An 18556-nucleotide genomic window follows, 5' to 3' on the forward strand; every position below is an offset into this window, starting at 1 on the left:
CTCACTAACATAGGTAAATTCGAACGTTTCTATCACTTTGGTAGGTAAAACCTATTATAAAAATGCATGAAATTATTCTCTTTTTGGCTCAAGAGTTACTCGCAGCTTCCTACTTAGAGAACCTACTTAATAGCTCTCGATAGTGATTTACAACGCGAGTCACTTGCAGCGCTGGTGGACACCCCCTGATGTGAAAAAGCCACATCGGTAATGATGTGGCTTGAAAGCTAAGGCGGCACACCTCGCCCTTTAGGAGCGCGGACAAGGTATGCCTTTTTAATCGGAGTAATCCGTTAGATTTTACCTACTAGGTCTAGAGATGGCGCTAGAGTCTCTTCACCTTCTTTCCATTTAGCAGGGCAAACTTCACCAGGGTTGTTTGCTACGTACTGTGCTGCTTTCACTTTACGTAGTAGGTCTTCTGCATCACGGCCAATGCCTTCAGCAGTGATTTCCATTGCTTGGATAACACCTTCTGGGTCGATTAGGAATGTTGCACGGTCTGCAAGGCCTTGACCTTCACGCATTACGTTGAAGTTGTTAGTGATAGTGCCCGTTTGGTCGCCTACCATGAAGTACTCAATAGTACCGATTTTGTCTGAAGTATCATGCCACGCTTTGTGTGAGAAGTGCGTGTCTGTTGATACTGAGTAAACTTCTACACCGCGAGATTGAAGCTCAGCGTATTTTTCTTGTAGGTCTACAAGTTCAGTAGGACATACGAAAGTAAAGTCTGCTGGGTAGAAGAAAAATACTGCCCATTTACCTTTTACATCTTGCTCTGTGATTTCTACGAACTCGCCGTTTTTGAATGCCGTTGCGTTGAATGGTTTGATTTCTGTGTTGATCATGATTCTACTCTCTTTCATTTTTGTCATGTTTGACGCTCTGCTGCGTCGATGGAGATATATTGCCTCTCCCAGAGAGAATTAGAAAATTGGACGTTTCTATTAAATTGATAGCCAAAAGCTATTTGTAAGCCACCAACTTGATAGGTAATTCAAATCAACAGTAAATTTAATAGCTGGAAGATAATTGAATGACAGAGTGGACTGCTTGGCACTATAGAGCGATGTACGTGAACCTCAGTATTGTGGACTACATACGCACTATAAAGTAACTCATTTGGGAGCATTATCAGCTACTGTGTTTACGAACCTAGGAAATCAAGAGTAGTTATAGCTATTGCAAAGTGTATTGCTCACTTAAAGAGTGCACTTGAACATAAATTCTAAGTCTAAGGTGTAAGAATGTAGTTAGAATCTGGAAATCCATCGCCCCACTCTCTTTATATACTTTCTTCCAACGCACTATATGTGAACCGTGGAAATAGCTTATGAATTTTTATGAGTTTTATACAAAGATACAAATTCAGATAGAAGAAGCTCAATCTTTAGAGGCTTTGGTTGTCCAGCGACAAAGGAGACCTTCCAAAAATTCCGGACTACCTTACAAAGTAGAGCGCGGTGTGTTAATAAAGCATGACTACACAATATCCAAACCTGTCTTGGCGAACGTTAAAACTATGATACTTGATCCAGTTTAATCAATATTATGTTAAAAACCATTGACATACTCGATGATGACTTAGCCTACTGTAAAGCAATTTTAAAGTGAAAGTCTCAACCCAGACAAGAGCAGAGTGTATTATCGAATAGTTCCTTAGGACGATTAAACAGATGGTCTGGAAATCGATACTTTAAAAATGAATCCAAGAGTTCACTAAAATAAAGGTAATGAATCCTGAAAGTGAGGTGCTTTCAACTTGCTAAAGAGCAATTAACACCAACATAACATAAAAACAAATTTAGCGTTACAACTGAAAAACTTATGCCGTTAGAGTCTGATAGTTGTGTCACAGTGTTGAAGCAGAACCTTGTTTTCATGATCACCCTTTCGAAGGAGGCGAACTCATCTAGCACTCTGTATCAAACTTTTGTAAGAAATAATAGATCTAGTAGAAAGTTCTCCTTCTATCTATAAAACCACCTAGTTATATAGATGGTTTTATAATCGATAGTTAAAGCTAATTAGCAACGGTGTTAACAGAGATATTAAACACGCTGTTTTTACGTGGGTTGTTGACTGCGGAAATGAGAATATTATTTTCCCAAATAATACTATTGCCTCTCTTACCTTCGACATGAACGTAATAGCGAGCATCTTCTTCAAGATCGATTGAGTTGTAATCCATCTTATATTTGGCAATAAAGCCAGTGTCATACGTCGCTTTCGTTTCAGTCTCTGCGATAATATTTCCAGCCATGTCTTTTAGCTTTACGACGGCAGGCACTTCGACAAAATCGACATTTCGGTGTGCAGGTTTAATACTGCCTTTGATCGTCAACTGTTGACTCTCCGCCTTTAAAACGGATTCGGTTGGTGACTTTTGAGTTTCAGACAAACTGAGTTCATCTGCGTTTGAGTTGTGTGTGTCGCATCCAGTGACACCCAAGGTGAATAGCAGCGTCATCGATAAACTACGGAAATAATCCATTAACGATCTCCTCTATACATTCGAATATTAATAATAAGCATATTGCATTTATTTATGGGAGCTGAAGACGCACTTCAGCTCCCCTTTTTATTAGTAAGTTACGTTATATTAGTGAAGATATTTGGCACCACGCTCGTATCACCTCCATACGGCACTGAGGTCCCCATTGCCTGAGCAATGGTTGCCCAAATACGCTGTTGGTCGACTTGCTTTCCTGCCTTCCAGTGATTACGGTCACCATATTGCTCAATGTTGAAGTAACGACCCGATCCATTACCTGAATTTAGCAACCCAGAAGCACCGCCAACCAATAGCATAGGTTGATTGTATTGATGCTCAGGTGCGCCATCAGACATCTCAGACGTAATAACAACTAACGTATGATCAAGCAGAGAATCTGAAGGCACATCAGGATCAGCATGACGAGCCAACTCATCCAAAAACAGTTTGGCTTGACGGGCGTACCACTTGCGACACGCTTTCCACTCTTGTTCGCTCTTATAACGGTGAGCTAAATCATGAGGGTTGGCGTACAGACTTGCCTCTTTAATCACGATCTGATCCGCAGAGCGACCAACTTGGACTGTCGCGACCCGTGAAATACCACAACTCAGAGAGGTCGCAACCACTTGATGATGGCTAGCCTGTACTTGGTTTCGGAAATCTGGAGACATAATTGGATTGTCTGCCGGTGTAACAGGTTCACATTCTGCAGTAATTGGTATTGATGAATGTATGTCATCGACCACTTGTTCCATCGAATCAAGGTGAGTATCCAGTTTCTGTCTCTCACGCCCTGAAAGCTTGGAACGCAAGGTTTGAATATCTTGATTAATCGGGTCAAACAAATGAGTACCGTTATTACTTGAGGCTGGTGCAGCTTGAGCACCGCTATAGTTGGTACCAAATATGTTCTCAAACATTAACTTTGGATTGCCTTGCGGGGTACGCTTGTTTTGACCATCCCACGACACATACCAATTCACGCTATCTGTCGCGTGCGGCCCCGCAAATATCGAACGTTGTGACGGATCTGTGCCAGGCATCACTTGTCCTAATAGGACATCGATCGAGCTTTGGCTTTTATTTCTGTCACGCAAGACCTCTGCCCAACCGCCATGACCGGCATTACCACCACCAAGAATGATTCCTTGCAGATACAAAGACTTATCTTTGTATGCTGCTAACTCTTGGCTTACCTCGTTTAGAGTGAAATTAGTGCTATCTGTACTATTTCCGTCTTTTACCTCTGGAAACCAAAGGCCTTGGTTGTGACCACCAGTAAAGCTGTCGGTCGCAAACCCATCTGGCACAACAAAAAATACAACCTTGGTTTTGGCTTGTCCTGTTGTCCCCGCATGAGCCATTCGAGTCAGTCCCGGTAGAGACATAGGCGCTAGGACACTGGCACCCGCTGCGGCCTGAAGAAAACGTCTACGACTTTTTAGAAAAGACATTAGTAGTCCTCCTTTTTGAATTTGAACATTTGAGATGTCGCCAGGGTTTCCAACATTTCGCTGATAGAACCGCTCTTCTCTAATTGTTTTGTCATGTCTTGTACACCAGCCGTAGAATTCGCACCGGCTTCTTGACCCATCGCGTAACGGAAATAACTGTCTGCCAAACACTGTAGAACTGTTGCGTTGGTTGGGAAGTGTGCGGAGATGTCTCGGCTATTATTGAAGTCGAGCAACACACTTGCACCAGAGTTATCCACCAGTGGGCCTGAAGCATCGATCGCTAACATCACGCTTGGATCGTTGTAAGCCGCTTCTTCGATTCTCCATTTACCCGTTTGGCTGTAGTTCTCCATTGAAGCTCCCGTGTCATTCATGAACTCGTGACACTGCCAACATTGACCTGCTGACGCATCTTGTCCATTGATAATGTCCCAGCGCTCCCGAGTCGTGATCGGAGAATCTGGTAGCTCGATATCGTCCGGATCAACGTCGACAGGAACACCTATTGTTCGACACATTAAGTTCTGGCGAATCATCAACCCGCGCTTCACCATAGAAGTTGCTGCATAGTCTGAGTTAACAACCTGAGTTAAACCATGGTGAAGTAGGCCACCACGTTGGCCGTTGCCCACGACAACTTTCTGGAACTCTTCACCAGTCACACCTTCAATGCCATAGTGCTGAGCCAGCGTTCCATTGACGAAGGTAAAGTTAGGGTTGAATAGCTCTTCAACCGTGCCCTCACCTTCCGTTAAGAAGTAACGGATAAACTCGGCCTGTTCTTGAACCATTGCATTAACTACATCAGTCGTTAAACCTGGCTTTTCTGGCAACTGTTGAACTTGCGTATGAACGTAATAGCCAATGAAGTCGGTAAAGCGCGCAATACCTTGTGGACTTTGCAGCATGCTGGCCACTTCGCTAGCAATCTGTTCATTCGTCGCGAGCTCACCTCCTGCTGCTTTTCCAAGGAGTAAAGTACTCGGTGTCGTACCCAAGAAACTGTACGACAGTGCTGTCGCAACTTCGTATTGATCAAGCTCATAAACACCCGCTTCATCAGTTAACGTACCCAACTCTGAACGATACAGGTAGTTTGGTGAAAGCAGCATAGACGCCACTAAGTCACGTGGACCGTACTGATTTAGGAAACTCATAAAGCGTGTATGCTCATCAGAGGTTAACGGACGGCGATAAACTTTGAGGCCGAGATCTTGAACAAACTGTGGTGTGCTAACACTGTTTGTGTAACCAATCGTAGTAAGGTCAATACGCTCAGAAACTTCAACGGCCATCGCGTGGAACTGTCTCATATCCTCTGTAAGAATGACGCCTTGGTTAGATTGCCCCGCGTACTTAAACTCACGCTCGTACTTATCTTTTGGAAGTTTTTCTTTGTTAATAGTGATACCAAACAAATCTTTGATGCTATTGGCATACTCATAGCTCGTCAGTAGTCTTACTTGGCGATCGCCGTAAGACTCTGTTGAGTTCAAGTACTCGTACCATAGATCATCAAACAGGTAGTCTGCGATTTGCTCTGCACAGGTTCTATCACAATGACCAGCGATAGGCATCGACATGATTTTGTTTAACAGCGCTTCGTAGCCCGCGTTATTCCATGTATTTGCCTTATTGGCATCATCAAAGAATTCCGTTGAGTGACAAGACACACAGTTCTGACTGATCAGGTCTTCACCGCTACCGAACCCTACGTAGTTCACATACAGGTTATGCTCGAGGTTAGACTCATTGATCTCTACGACTTGTTTAGCAGGCTGCGGATAGTAGTTTTTCATATGAGGGTAACGGATTTCGTAAGATCCATAACCAAAGCTTTGTTCAAACGCTTCCCCCCAATCCATGTCAACTTGAATGGAGTCGCTGGTCGTTTGGTCGACAATAGTCAATGTTAAGGACTGCTCAGAAATACCTGATGGTTTTTGAGGCGCTGTAAATTTCACCAAACCTTCAAGATCTTGAGGCTTCTCAACATACTCAAGTTCAATGACCGAACTCGGATTACTGTCCGAGATGGTGATTTCATGATTACGTTGCGCAGGAATATAATCTCCAACATCATGCAAACGGACTTGATACGTACCATTTTCTAACCCGTCAATGTGCATTGTTGGCGCATCCCACGCTACATGGAAACGACTTTCATGACCATTCGGGTGAGTGAGTACACCAACAACAAGTTCATCACTGATGCTTTCATCAGGAGACGAGGTCGTAGTAAAGCTGACCTGCTTTACATTTGCACCCATTGGATCATAAGACACTCGATAAAGGACATTTGCCTTGTCATCCGATACCAACATAGACCCGTCGGCAAGTTCAAGGAACTCAACTGGTCGGCCAACACACGCGTCAGTTAGACATGTGTAAGACTCTACTGAACTCAAATCACGCATCCAGCCAGTGACCAGAGGGCGCTCATGAATCACTTCAGTCCCGTTCTCAATCGTCACCATACGCAGCTCTAAACCTGGGTGTTCAGGGCGACTGTTACCGTGGGTGGCATAAATTAAGTGCTGAACATTCTCTGACTGAGAATATGCATTCCAAAACTTAACTCCCAAAGGCGCACTGTTTGTCATGACATCAAAAGCAGCACCAGTGAAGTCTGTCGGTTTAACAACATCATAATCAATAGTCGGTAAGATCGCTTTAGGTGGAATGATCGGTGTCCCGCCGTTCGCACCCAGCAACATATCTTCCCAATTTGCCATTTCTTCGTCTGTCAGACCGCGAGTGCCCTTACCAAAGAAAATTGGAGCGCCGAAATTCTCATTACCAGGATTAGCCAAGCGGTTAATCTCATCAGGGTTTGCAAATTGCTGACGGTTGTTATCGCTAAACCAAATTTCACCCGTTTGAGGATGCCAGTCAAAGCCAACTGCGTTACGGATACCATTGGCTAGAATTTCATATTCACCAGTTTCCAAATCGATAGAGAAAATGGTTCCGTACATCTCTTCCTCAGGGGTAGTACAGATGTTACATGGCAAGCCAACTGCGGTGTAAAGTTTCTTATCAGTTGGGTCAATAGGATTAAATTTCAGAGGGTGCTTCTGGTGTTGGAATCGCGTCCACCACTGCTCCATTGGAATGGGTGTTTTAGCGCCATCCGCTGGGTAAGTGAAGATCTTCTCTGCTTTAGGACGAGACTTAAAGTTATCGTTGATGTTTTCGATCTTATACAACGCGCCTACTGTACTAAAGTAGAGTGTACCATCACGATAAGCGACGCCATGAGGCTCTTCACCTTCGGCAACAATATACGTCCCTATCGGTGCTTTTGTTTGCGGGTCGAGCTCAACGGCATAAATAGTGCCACCTAATGGATCGGAGTCGAGCTTGATTGCAGAAGATCCCACAAAGATGATGTTCTCACCCTGTGCCATAGCACGCGGCTGATAAATCCCTTCGAGGAACGTTTCAACTTTCACTCCACCTAATGGTAGCAATGAGTCTGTATCGATAGGTGCTCTAAATAGTGCATCCACTTTGATTTGAGGCTCTTCAACTTCTGTAAAGTCGACAACCCATGGTGAAAAGCGCGCAACATAACCGGCAAATCCGTCGATGTTTAGCTGATATTGGCACTCATTCAGTTCATCGATATGGATAACGTCTTCCCAAGTACCGCTAAACTCAATCGATGTACCATCTGTCGGGCAGTATAGCGTCCCTGTTAGAGTCTGGTTCTCTAGCTCAGCAGGTGGATTCAATAGATCCTTGTGTTCGAAGCTAGGGAACTCAATAGTTAGACGATTACCTTTAAAGGCTTCTTTCACCACTAAAGTGACATCTTCAGAGCGAGCTTGTGCACCTGTATCATCTGTAGCCACCGCAAAAACCCTATAAAAGCCTTTAGGTAAGCCAGTGTGTGATAGTGTAAACGGCTGACCTACCGTAGAGCCATATAGTATTCCATCAACATAATAGTCTAATCTTTCGACAGTACCATCTACATCGGAGACTAACGCTGAAAGTTCAAACTCTTGGCTATCAATAACTTCTGTCAAGTTAACTTCAACACTCGGCGGCTGATTCTCAGGCACCTCACATTTGCCTTTGTAGCTCCATGCGTCTTGCCAGTAGTCCTCACCATGATATGGTACACCCGGCTCATAAGGAGCTTGGCCGCACCACCCCACTTGCTTACATTGGTATATCTCTCCATTATTAACAACCATGTCACCTGTGATGTACCCATGTTCATTAACATATTGGGGATAATCGCAATCGCTAGCACCACCGTCACCACTCTCAAGGTTTGATACCTCTATAGAAATTGCATCAGAAAGCGTAGTTAAACCTTCGCTATCGGTTGCAAGTGCAGTAAGCGAATGTGTTCCTGAATTAACAAGGTAAGAGGCATGAAACGGTGGCTCTGTTACAACGGCAATACTTTCTTCATTAGAAAAAAACTCTACACTTGAAATTTCGCCTTCTTTGTCACTAGCCAAGGCTTTAAGCGTAATTCTATCCCCTGCTATAGCTTTTGCATTATCAGAAGGAAATATAATAGTCACATCAGGAGCATCGTTATTCGGCTCAACATCTCTAGGTATCAACTCAAAATTGATAGTTGTACCTTTAGAGCCCCAGACTTTGTTTCTATAACTGCTTCCTTTGACTACACTAATAGCTCCACTGCCAGAAAGTTCTCCAGCAATAACACCTAAAATATTCGCGCTGTTTATGTCATTTGCGACTACATGCTGCCAGTTATAGTCTTTAGGTACATAATCATAAGTCGAAGTAACTCTATGCACATTTCCTTCAACATCGGTAATCGTAGTCAAAACTGCTTGTGACGACGAAGGAACCGTCCCGCTAATATCGGTGATGAGTTCAAAATCCGGCACTAACTCAAGCTCGGCGACCGCCCCTGCCGGTCCCCAAATTTTGTTTCTATAGCTACTTCCCTTTACAATTTCTATCGTGCCGTCCATTTTAAGCTCACCAGCCAGTATTCCTGGGACATTTGCATCATTAATGTTTTGTGCTAAGACGTGCTGCCAGTTGTAGTCTTTAGGAGGTTCGCTATAAGTTGATGTTACATAGTACTCCTTACTATCCGCGGTAATCGTTGCCAAAATGGCCTGTGAATCCTCAGGTGTTGAGCCTGTAATTTCAGAAATAACCGTCAGCTCACTGCTAACAAGACCTGTTACTCTTAAAGTGTCAGAACTTTCGTTCTCGCCATCGCTCACCGTTAGCCTAAATTCATAATCTACACGTTCAGTTAGCTCAGGCATGATAAAGTGAGCCACAGCTTTATTAGCATTTACCATAACAACGATTGGGCCGCTGATCTGTTCCCACGCATAACTTAAGCTGTCCTGCTCCATGTCATATGTTCCAGAACCATCCAGAATGACGTTCAAATCTGGCGATTTAACCTGGCGGTCAGGGCCAAGAACAATTGAAGGGGGTGAGTTAGTAACTGTACTAGAACACGCCGAGGAGCCGTGAATTTTTAACCAAGCAGACTTTGACCATTCAGGATCAGAATGGGTTGTTGGGCCTTCAGGGTCGGGGACATCATTTGGGCCGGCCCACCACTTTGCCCTGAAATGGGTTCCAATATGACAAACCTCTGCATCTAGGTTATATGCTTTTTCAACCCACATAGGTGGGCTGGCGTGAGCAGGAGCCGTGATCATCAAAGCGCCAACCACAGACAAATACATTTTGTTCAATTTCATATCCATATTACTTAATTCAAAACGGTTAGATCTTTTTAATAAAAGAAACCAAAACATAACTAGTCGACAAAAAAATAAATAAATAATCGAACAAAAAACAAACAAAACAGTAAGGTAATAAAGTGATAAAAAAGCAAAACTCGACATAGCATCCAAAAAAGACAGCAGGAAAGGGAGATATATTTCCAACAAAAATCAAACTTCGCCCAAAGGCAAATGTTCACAGGAACTTACAGTTGGGCTATTTGAACAAGTAACCTATGTAGCAATAAAACCTTCCCATCACAGTTATATGCCCAAATTTAAAATAAACAATGAAGCTATTTTCATTAGCGAGAACCAAAAATTGTCCTTTTTTCGTACAGGTCGAGAAGTAACTTTTAGGTCGAAGGAAAGTAAGCTCCTTACACTGTTATGTGATAGATACCCGTCACCAGTATCGAGGGAAGCTATAAAAGAAGTGATTTGGCAAGGGCGATATGTAAGTAATGAGTCGATAAATCAGACCATAAAAAACTTACGTAGCAAACTTTCGATAGATCAAGGAATCAAGACTATTCCTAAGTTAGGATACGAAATGAATGTAGAAGTTAAGAGACAAAATATATTGCCCCCGTTAGGAAATATATTGAGTCGTTTTTTCAATTAAGGTTGGCGTATACCTAATCCAAGTATAATTCAATCACCTATTCCGTGACTTAACCATACTTACCTAAATTCATACCCATACATAATATCTCTTTCAGTTACAACGGAAAATGAGTCTCTCCGAGGAACTGCCTAGACAAGGCTTACAAGTGAGCAATGGTATTACCGACATGATATTAGGCAAAGGACTTAGAGGCTGATAATAGACACAGACTACGTATATGACATGAACATGACTGTTGAACTTGAATGTTTTCATGCATTCAATAGTTTCACAATACCTTTCTTAATAAATAGCATGACGCAACAAGTCTACTGGCTCGTTAACGAGGAATACGCTCATATAAAAAGGGGCGGCTCGAGGCCGCCCAAATAGGTATCGTTATACTAGGTCATTGTGTTTACATTACAATAACGAAAAAGATTATGCCTTGGTTAATCGTCTCTTTCCGTTCAAAAAAACAAAATCAAGAATTACCATTCTGGTTGAGTAGACTCGATTTCAAAGTATACCCAGTCAGTTTCATCGGCAGCGTTGTCGCAACTAGAGTCAGAGGACCAAGCGTCATCTTCAATATCTAAAATCGTAATTAGATCATTTGGAGCCGCGTCGTAATACTGAGCTGTGAGTTTATAACCCATCTTGTCGTTATATATACGGAAACCAGAACTCGACAGCTTGTGTACATTCCATGGTACAAAAACAGACCACTCTTGCTCCAAAAAAAGGTCATTATTTTGTCCATCGAATGTAAGAACAACGTTACTTTGATCAATATTGTTATCCTCCCAGTCGAATGGCAAATAGTTCAGACTCGTACTGTGCGAACCTAAGGTATCTAGGTAGTCTTCAATTGATTGCTCATCTGAAGATGAAATATCGACAGTGCCGACTGCACTTTCAAGTGCCGAATATAAATCCGAAGCAACAACAGAGGACGTGTAAGGCTTATCTGAACGATTGCTTATATCATTCATAAAACTCGTGCTTGGATAAGTGATGTTCGTAACTGAATTATTAATGCTCCACGCACACATAGTATTGAGCTTTACATCAGCAAACTCGGCCTGATAAGAATCTGAATATTCAGACACCCCATTTGGGAACACAAGCACTTTAGTAGGAGAAATAAGAAGCCTCACACTAGCTTGCGTAGCAGTAGAACCTCCAGAAGACCTTACTTCGAACATGATTTCTTCAGTTTTATCATCTAACCCAAAAGTCGCCGTTGTTGGCCCTTTAGTGTTAACCGCCTGAGTTTTAACTCCAAAACCATTGCCATCCCGCGTAAGTTCAAGAGAGTTGTTATCATCAAAGAAGCTTACTTTGTCTGATATATCTCGCCAAACATTATCGCTGTATAAACCTTGTACGTAGATATTGTGTTTGAGGCCCGTATCGAAAACAGCTTCTTCGTAATGAACACTAATATCTTCTAATGTTGCTTCAGTCACCTGAACTTCTACTTGAGCCATATGCCCTTGAAAAGAAGCTATAATGATCGTTTTGCCTTCAGTAATACCGTTAACTACGTTGTCAACAATACTGACAATAGATGAGTTTACCGCAGTGAAATCTGTCTGTGCTGTAACATCCAAGTCTTCACCTTCAACAGTAGCGATTACAGTTAGGGCTGCCGAGCTACCCGCTGGGATCGATTCGGTCAAATCTTCAATTCGAATCGCGTCGATCTTTCCATTTACAACATTAAAAGTTTTGCCAGCGCTAACAAGACCAGATGCTGCAGTAACAAAAGATGTGCCCGTACCAATTGTTTCTACTTGCCCTTTATCGACAGTCAAAACGGTCGGTTTTGATGAAAGCCACTCAACCTGCTCAGTCAAATCCATTTCCTGTGAATCAGAAAATACGCCTTTAACAGTAAGAACGGTGGACATACCATTAGGGAGCTTAATCGCTCCTTCCGGAGACATGATTAAGTCGGTCAGAGTTGCAGAACTCACCCTAAGTGGCAATTGCTCGCTAGACACACCAGAAAATTGTGCCTGAGCAAACGCTTCACCCGCGGTTAAACCGGTTAAAACACCAGATTCGTTAATCGTAAAATAAGATTCATCTGAAGAAGACCACTCAACTTGCGACGTCATATCCACTGTACTTGAATCACTAAAAATACCTTTGGCGTGAAGGGAAATTTCATAACCTGCCGGTACTGTAGAATAATCAGCCCTAACTTGAATTAACTCTAGTGAAGCCTCGGTTACTACAACTTCGATGACATTAGAAGATACACCGGACATACTAGCGTGTATATTTACATCACCACTCGCTTTCGCGGTAAGCACACCGGAAGATATGTTAGCAATAGTATCGGAAGAACTGACCCAACTTGCAGAGCTCGTGATATCTTCCTTCTCCCCATTTCTATAGGTTGCAATAGCTTTAAATTTGAGTTCGAGCCCTTTCGCTACCTGGATTCCGCTCTTACCTTCAAGTGCCCCCTCCACAAGACTTACGGCTACTGACTTAATGTTGTTTTGGGACGTATTTAAACTGGAGGAAGATTCGTCGTTACATCCAATCATTCCTGCCACTAAACTAAAAAAAACAAGGCAAAAAACCAAATTGGTTATGCTAAATTTTTTATCTTTACTTTTAAAAATATACTTCATAATTTGTCACTCTTACGGACTAAATAAAACATTGAATAACAAGGAGCTATTCGAATGCAATTTATCCTAAAAAAACAAAATTTATATGTTCCCGTGAACACTTTTATAAAAAATAGAAAAATATAAAGATAAGGATCTTATCCCAAGAGAGTAGATACAAAAAAAAAGCGGCACAAAGTGCCGCAAAGATGTACAAAACGATAGAGTTAAATGTTGAAGGGTTTCATCATAATAAAAAAATCAAACAATTAAGTTCATAGGAACAATTAAAGAGGCGAAAATTAAAATTTTAGAATACAAAAAGTATAAAGATGAATTTGATGGGTAAAGACAACGTCGAAAAGCTCTGAGAATTACACATAAAGCCTCTTGGTTCCTAAGAACAAAAATAACACATCTATTACAGGACCCTAACCAACATTTTTCACAAACAATGGTGACAATTTACTCAATAACAACTAACCTTTCAGTATATTTTTTGTTCAATTGAACACAAGGATACGTAAAGATAGGTTAGCCAGGCGGCTTACCTCAGATAAAACTTAACACTTTCATGAGGTAAACATGAATTTTCACCCTAAGGATATTTCATCAATCATTCAGTTTGGTGAGTCCAGTAAAATAAAGAAAGGGACCACTCTCATTCACCAGGGAGGATGCATAGATACACTGTACTATTTAGTCGAAGGAGAAGTTTCTCTGTGCACATCGACAGAAAATGGAAACATCGTATATTTTGATAGTAGGCTTCCAGGTCAATTTATTAACCCTGCTCAATGGGTGTGTAATAAAGAAATTTCAGAAATAACATACAAAGCAACAAAAGATTCCGTTATATGTCTGATTTCTAAAGAAAGCTTACTTTCAAACAAAGAATATTTAGAAGCTATGCTTATGCAAGTCTCTCAGCTTTTAATAAATGCTCATGAGAGAAGTACCGCCTATCTTACCTCAAGTAGCCTTGAGCTGATTGTAAATTTCATTTACGGCTTTCCCGTCGGTAGTGTGATAAACATTACGCATGAAGAAATCTCTAGAAAACTGAAGATATCTAGGCCTCAAGTAACCAAGTGCTTAAGATTATTGAAAGAGCACGGGGTGATAGATGGAAGAAGTAAGGTCATCAGATTAATCAGCAAAAAGGACATTCAAATCGACCAGTAATTGCGCATAAAAGCAAAGCACACGCTCGGATTTTCATCGTTCAAAATTGGATGATGGGGATCCACCTCCGCCAAGATACCCCTAAAATCCCCCCTCCGCTCCAACAACAGCCCTAATAACAAAAAAATCAATAAAAAAAAGTAAATATTTGTTCTCCTGAACTTTATCTAGTTCAAAAAAAAACAAAAAATACTCCTATCAATAGACAAAGTTTAAAGAAATAAATGAAAAAATTAATCGAGAATATTATGCCAGGTACAACATTTATAACAATGTTTGGCGGCCTTGGTTGTTTCATCAATAATGAGATATATGGACTAATAATCAATGATAGATTTTACATTCGCTCCAGCAATGCGAACATCTCTTACTACAAGAAAATAGGATGGCTAAGGCATTCATATTCTAAGAAAAAATACAACAATACTTTAACTCGGTATTTTCGTGTCCCTGAAGAATATTTGGATTGTGATAAAAAACTACTTTCCTTAATAACTTTAGAACTCAGACAAAGAAGCCATGAACTGACTAGATTACAAGAAGATAATGAGTCTAAGTTGAATAAATTACCCAATATCCAGAGAAGTTTAGAGCGTAAGCTAAAAGGGGTTGGAATTAAGACAGTTGAAGATCTCAAATCTACCGGAGCTGTTCAAGTTTATAGCAAGCTTAAGGAAATCGAAGGAGATAGTTTAAGAAAAGAAATACTTTTCTGTTTAGAGGGTGCTATTCGAGGTGTAAGAAAAGAAGTGATTCCGAAACACCGCAAAGAAGAACTTATTAGCTATTTAAACTAGCTAAAGCAACAAAAATCATCAAAAGAGAATAAATATGTTAAGTAAAAGCCTTTTAATTCCTACAATTATATTGTCTTCATTATCTACTTATACCTTTGCAGATAATGAGAAAAACTTCTATATTGGTGCAGACTACTATGGTGTTACAAATACTGATTCTAATAGAGTCGCTGAACAAGAACTAGGCCCCGGATACGCCATTAATCTTGGTTACTCATACAAGCTAGCTGAAAGATGGTCTATCGATGGTGAACTAGAATACGCTAACTACGGAAGTACCGATAAATTAAATCTTGATGGTGATAACCCTTCCGCATACGGTTTGGACGGTTCCTCACTGTCTCTTAATCTTAAACCAACATATAGGCTGAAAAGTAACGGCTTATATTTGTCTGCATTATTTGGCTTTGGACATTACAACTTCAACTCCAGTTACTATGATTATACTAACTTTTTGGGTGCGTACACTAATGACAAAGGAGTTGGATATAGTGTCGGGTTTGAGACAGGATATGAGTTCGACCAAGTTATTGCAAGTTTGGGATATAAGCAAGCATATGTAAATCTCAACGACATCGAATTATCAGCTCTTTATCTAGGTTTAGCATATAGATTTTAATTTTATTAACGTCCCAACATTTTAATGTTGGGACTTTTTATTTGGCATAGATTAATGAACGAAAAGAACTTATTTATTGCAAGCCGAGAAGAAAGCCTTGTAGATTTTCTAAAAACTGATTTGTCCATTGGAAAAAACCTACACCTGCAATATATATCAAAGTGTAACTTCAGAGAAAACAGCACTCTAGTCAAGGACTGTAAGAGAAAGTTGATACGAACCATTTCATTTAGCGATGGAAAAACATGGTTGATTCAAACTGATTCGTAATAAAAAACGGCTGAAGAAAATTGACTTCGAACTCTACACCTCCAACCACATTGTTAATCAGCCAATGAGTTCATATGAACCGAATGTCATAACAGGGAAGATGATAATAATAAAAATATTATAAAGGAATTTTGCAGTGAACGACGAAAGACTAGATGCCATTTATAAAAAAGACGTGATAAAAAACGTTAGAAACTTTAGTAAAAACTCATATATATTCCGACAAGGAGATGATATATCCAACGTATATCTTATCCTTGAAGGACGGGTAGGTGTAAGATCTACTACAGAAAGTGGAAAAGAGTTGGTATTCAATGAATATAGTAAAGGCGAGTTTTTAAACTTGGTCAATGCATTTAATGGCGAAAAACGTTCATTAGTAGACTTTATTTCAATAGAAAATACAAAAATTGCATCAATACCAATTCAACATGTATACGAAAACTATAGCATACTATTGTTAGCTACCAAACAAATGGCCTTAACATTAAAAAGAGCTTTTGAGCACGCCATGATAATTTATGACGGTGACGCACACACAAAAGTTAGTAGGTACATCTCCACATTCAAAGATAGTAAGTTAAATCTAACACACGACGAGATAGCAAAACGGTTAAGAATATCACGGCCACAAGTTACTAAAGCTTTAAATGAGCTAGAAAGCAAAGGCTACATAAGAACAAAATATAAAGAAATCGAAATAATAATGGATTGAATTGAGATTCCAACATCAGCCAAGGAGGGCTCCTTTGAGAACATACATACCAAGACCACTTAGGCTACTAATGTTTTTAATTTTTTTAACATTTCCAGAAATTTCATTATCAAAGAAAAATGAATATTTCGAGTTAAAAGTAGGTGCATGGTCAAAGCATTTAGGCAGCAAGCAAGAATACAATGAAACACATAATTTACTAGGTGGTACTTACAATAACATCTCAATTTTTACATTTATAAACAGTTACAACAGCAGAAGTTACGGTATTAGTTATCAATACTATAGCCCACTATCAGGTAACGTTAACTTAGGTCTATCTGGTGGCTTGCTGTATGGGTATGGCCATATTTCTGGATACGAGATCATCACACCTTATGTGGCACCTTACATAGACATCTACATCTATGACTTTGGCCTTGCGCTAAGCTACGTACCCGCTATTAGTAGTACAACCGATGGTGTAATTCTCTTTTCAAGTAAAATTAAGTTTAAGATTTAAAGCCTTGTACACTAGACAGAAGCCTTATGCTGTATAGGGCACTAACATTTATTTTCACTCCCCCTCCCTTCATTTTGTAACAAAAATGTGATTATTTGTTCATTTAATCAATTTTTTATATAAAAAACCCTAAAATATCTTCGTTCACTGGTCAGTGAACATAACAAAAAATCATCGAAAATAACAACGTCAGTTAAGGAAAAAAAATGAAAAAAACAGTTATCCTAATGTCACTTAGTATATTAGTTTCTCCCTCCAAACAGCCGGTACCACTGAATGCGCTAAGGGCTATATTAACTGGATTTCTGTCGGCTACAACGATGGAGACGATGGAAATCGAATCGACTTTTCAATAACAGCAACAAGCAGCAAGAGTGATTTAAAAAAAGGACAAACTAAGAACTACAAAATTGATAACCACCACAACGGTAATGACAGTGATGGAAAGCTATTCTTTTCCATGCTACAGAATGCACAATATTTCGGAACAACGGTACTAATCGGTGACAACCATGGCACACGGTGTGACGACGTTAGCTACATTAAAACTTACTAAGGAAATAAAAATGTTTTTATATAGAATGCTATTCTATCTATTCATGTTTGGTGTTCCTAGTGTGAGTCTAGCCTACGACGTACCATCTTCTTATCGCTTCCCTTACATGATGCAAGATCCAGACACAGGGCAAGCATATAGAGCTAGTTATCATTACTCCGGCAACACTATAAATTATTTTGTTGAACCAAGCGCACAGCATTTCGATGTAGAATTTAACGGTAGACGCTATCCTTTTTCTACAAGAGACCTTTTGGAAGGCGACAGCGTAACTCAGGGTGTGTTATCTCGATGGAACAATGTAATACGCCTAAGAAGAACGAATAACATGTCGGAAGCAAATCTTGTTATTCGTTCTTCGCGGGCCCCAGCAGCAGGCCCAGGGGCCGGGGCGCTCGCAATTGGAACCTCCCTTGGATACGGTACTCCGAGAGCTTCAAGAGCTTTGATAGAAATTCACCCAGAGCAATTCGAGCCTATGCGACAGCGCTTGGAAACACTTGAACAAATTAATCGGTATCGCTTTATCGACTATGAAGAAGATTACCAGCTACTCAACACCTTAATGCTTTACACTATCACTCATGAATTTGGGCACGTATTGGGATTTTCACATTCAAGGATGGCCCATTCATGCATAGAACAATCGAGCATTCTTAACCAGCGGCAAAATGCTCCACTTATGATTGGGGATTTAACCGATTATTTTTTGGTGCAATACCATCTCAATAACGATACTGCCGTTTCAATAGAAGACATACGGCCATCCCGAACAGAACTGGCAGCCTATCAATCTGCTAACCAAAACGGTAACCAGTTTGAGTGTGGAACAGTTAATAGGGCTGCCGGAATGGTACTGAGGAGCGAGTTTTAATATATAATCTTATGGCTTTACAATAGTAAAGCCATTATCTCCCCCTCCATTAATGTGCACAGGCACTTTATTGAAAACCCGAGAAATCATTATAATC

General features: G+C 40.6%; 12 protein-coding genes. 7 read left to right on the top strand and 5 right to left on the bottom strand.

Annotated elements, in window-relative coordinates; translation table 11 throughout:
* Window positions 1-293: 293 nt before the first annotated feature.
* The 4 genes from ahpC to ACXABW_RS09915 all read right to left on the bottom strand — a co-directional run bounded on the left by ahpC (window position 294) and on the right by ACXABW_RS09915 (window position 9680).
* Window positions 294-851: an alkyl hydroperoxide reductase subunit C gene (gene ahpC / locus ACXABW_RS09900; RefSeq protein ID WP_032553653.1), complete on the bottom strand. Its 558-nt coding sequence runs from the start codon at window positions 849-851 to the stop codon at window positions 294-296.
* 1175 nt (window positions 852-2026) lie between these two features.
* Window positions 2027-2497 (bottom strand): hypothetical protein, encoded by a 471-nt coding sequence (locus tag ACXABW_RS09905; RefSeq protein WP_457522472.1) that lies wholly within the window; start codon window positions 2495-2497, stop codon window positions 2027-2029.
* Window positions 2498-2595: 98 nt separating this feature from the next.
* Window positions 2596-3954: a DUF1552 domain-containing protein gene (locus ACXABW_RS09910; protein ID WP_457522474.1), complete on the bottom strand. Its 1359-nt coding sequence runs from the start codon at window positions 3952-3954 to the stop codon at window positions 2596-2598.
* Window positions 3954-9680, bottom strand: a complete 5727-nt coding sequence (locus tag ACXABW_RS09915; RefSeq protein ID WP_457522476.1) for a DUF1592 domain-containing protein — start codon at window positions 9678-9680, stop codon at window positions 3954-3956. The genes ACXABW_RS09910 and ACXABW_RS09915 overlap by 1 nt, the downstream gene beginning before the upstream one ends.
* A gap of 292 nt (window positions 9681-9972) precedes the next feature.
* Here ACXABW_RS09915 and ACXABW_RS09920 point away from each other — a divergent pair, with 292 nt between their 5' ends.
* On the top strand, window positions 9973-10329 hold the full coding sequence (locus ACXABW_RS09920) for a winged helix-turn-helix domain-containing protein (RefSeq protein ID WP_457522478.1): 357 nt from the start codon (window positions 9973-9975) through the stop codon (window positions 10327-10329).
* A 473-nt stretch (window positions 10330-10802) separates the two neighbouring features.
* Here the strand turns inward: ACXABW_RS09920 and ACXABW_RS09925 are convergent, their stop codons facing one another.
* A complete protein-coding gene (locus tag ACXABW_RS09925; protein ID WP_457522480.1) occupies window positions 10803-12962 on the bottom strand; it encodes a hypothetical protein in 2160 nt (719 codons plus the stop codon).
* A 564-nt stretch (window positions 12963-13526) separates the two neighbouring features.
* On the opposite strand from ACXABW_RS09925, the gene ACXABW_RS09930 reads away from it, so the two are divergent.
* From ACXABW_RS09930 to ACXABW_RS09955, 6 genes are all read left to right on the top strand, one after another.
* Complete coding sequence (locus ACXABW_RS09930) at window positions 13527-14126, top strand: Crp/Fnr family transcriptional regulator (protein ID WP_457522482.1); 600 nt, start codon at window positions 13527-13529, stop codon at window positions 14124-14126.
* A gap of 224 nt (window positions 14127-14350) precedes the next feature.
* Window positions 14351-14923: a TfoX/Sxy family DNA transformation protein gene (locus ACXABW_RS09935; RefSeq protein ID WP_457522484.1), complete on the top strand. Its 573-nt coding sequence runs from the start codon at window positions 14351-14353 to the stop codon at window positions 14921-14923.
* A 34-nt stretch (window positions 14924-14957) separates the two neighbouring features.
* On the top strand, window positions 14958-15542 hold the full coding sequence (locus tag ACXABW_RS09940) for an outer membrane beta-barrel protein (protein ID WP_457522485.1): 585 nt from the start codon (window positions 14958-14960) through the stop codon (window positions 15540-15542).
* A gap of 406 nt (window positions 15543-15948) precedes the next feature.
* Window positions 15949-16527 (top strand): Crp/Fnr family transcriptional regulator, encoded by a 579-nt coding sequence (locus ACXABW_RS09945; protein ID WP_457522487.1) that lies wholly within the window; start codon window positions 15949-15951, stop codon window positions 16525-16527.
* Window positions 16528-16597: 70 nt separating this feature from the next.
* Window positions 16598-17029: a hypothetical protein gene (locus ACXABW_RS09950; protein WP_457522488.1), complete on the top strand. Its 432-nt coding sequence runs from the start codon at window positions 16598-16600 to the stop codon at window positions 17027-17029.
* 512 nt (window positions 17030-17541) lie between these two features.
* Window positions 17542-18459 (top strand): hypothetical protein, encoded by a 918-nt coding sequence (locus ACXABW_RS09955; RefSeq protein ID WP_457522490.1) that lies wholly within the window; start codon window positions 17542-17544, stop codon window positions 18457-18459.
* The last annotated feature ends 97 nt before the right edge of the window (window positions 18460-18556 follow it).

It is taken from the genome of Vibrio paucivorans, from assembly GCF_054053395.1.

Bases quoted from the DNA above. Each gene is read 5' to 3' on its own strand.
- ahpC (WP_032553653.1), bottom strand. From the start codon at position 851: ATGATCAACACAGAAATCAAACCATTCAACGCAACGGCATTCAAAAAC.
- ACXABW_RS09905 (WP_457522472.1), bottom strand. From the start codon at position 2,497: ATGGATTATTTCCGTAGTTTATCGATGACGCTGCTATTCACCTTGGGT.
- ACXABW_RS09910 (WP_457522474.1), bottom strand. From the start codon at position 3,954: ATGTCTTTTCTAAAAAGTCGTAGACGTTTTCTTCAGGCCGCAGCGGGT.
- ACXABW_RS09915 (WP_457522476.1), bottom strand. From the start codon at position 9,680: ATGAAATTGAACAAAATGTATTTGTCTGTGGTTGGCGCTTTGATGATC.
- ACXABW_RS09920 (WP_457522478.1), top strand. From the start codon at position 9,973: ATGCCCAAATTTAAAATAAACAATGAAGCTATTTTCATTAGCGAGAAC.
- ACXABW_RS09925 (WP_457522480.1), bottom strand. From the start codon at position 12,962: ATGAAGTATATTTTTAAAAGTAAAGATAAAAAATTTAGCATAACCAAT.
- ACXABW_RS09930 (WP_457522482.1), top strand. From the start codon at position 13,527: ATGAATTTTCACCCTAAGGATATTTCATCAATCATTCAGTTTGGTGAG.
- ACXABW_RS09935 (WP_457522484.1), top strand. From the start codon at position 14,351: ATGAAAAAATTAATCGAGAATATTATGCCAGGTACAACATTTATAACA.
- ACXABW_RS09940 (WP_457522485.1), top strand. From the start codon at position 14,958: ATGTTAAGTAAAAGCCTTTTAATTCCTACAATTATATTGTCTTCATTA.
- ACXABW_RS09950 (WP_457522488.1), top strand. From the start codon at position 16,598: ATGTTTTTAATTTTTTTAACATTTCCAGAAATTTCATTATCAAAGAAA.
- ACXABW_RS09955 (WP_457522490.1), top strand. From the start codon at position 17,542: ATGGCACACGGTGTGACGACGTTAGCTACATTAAAACTTACTAAGGAA.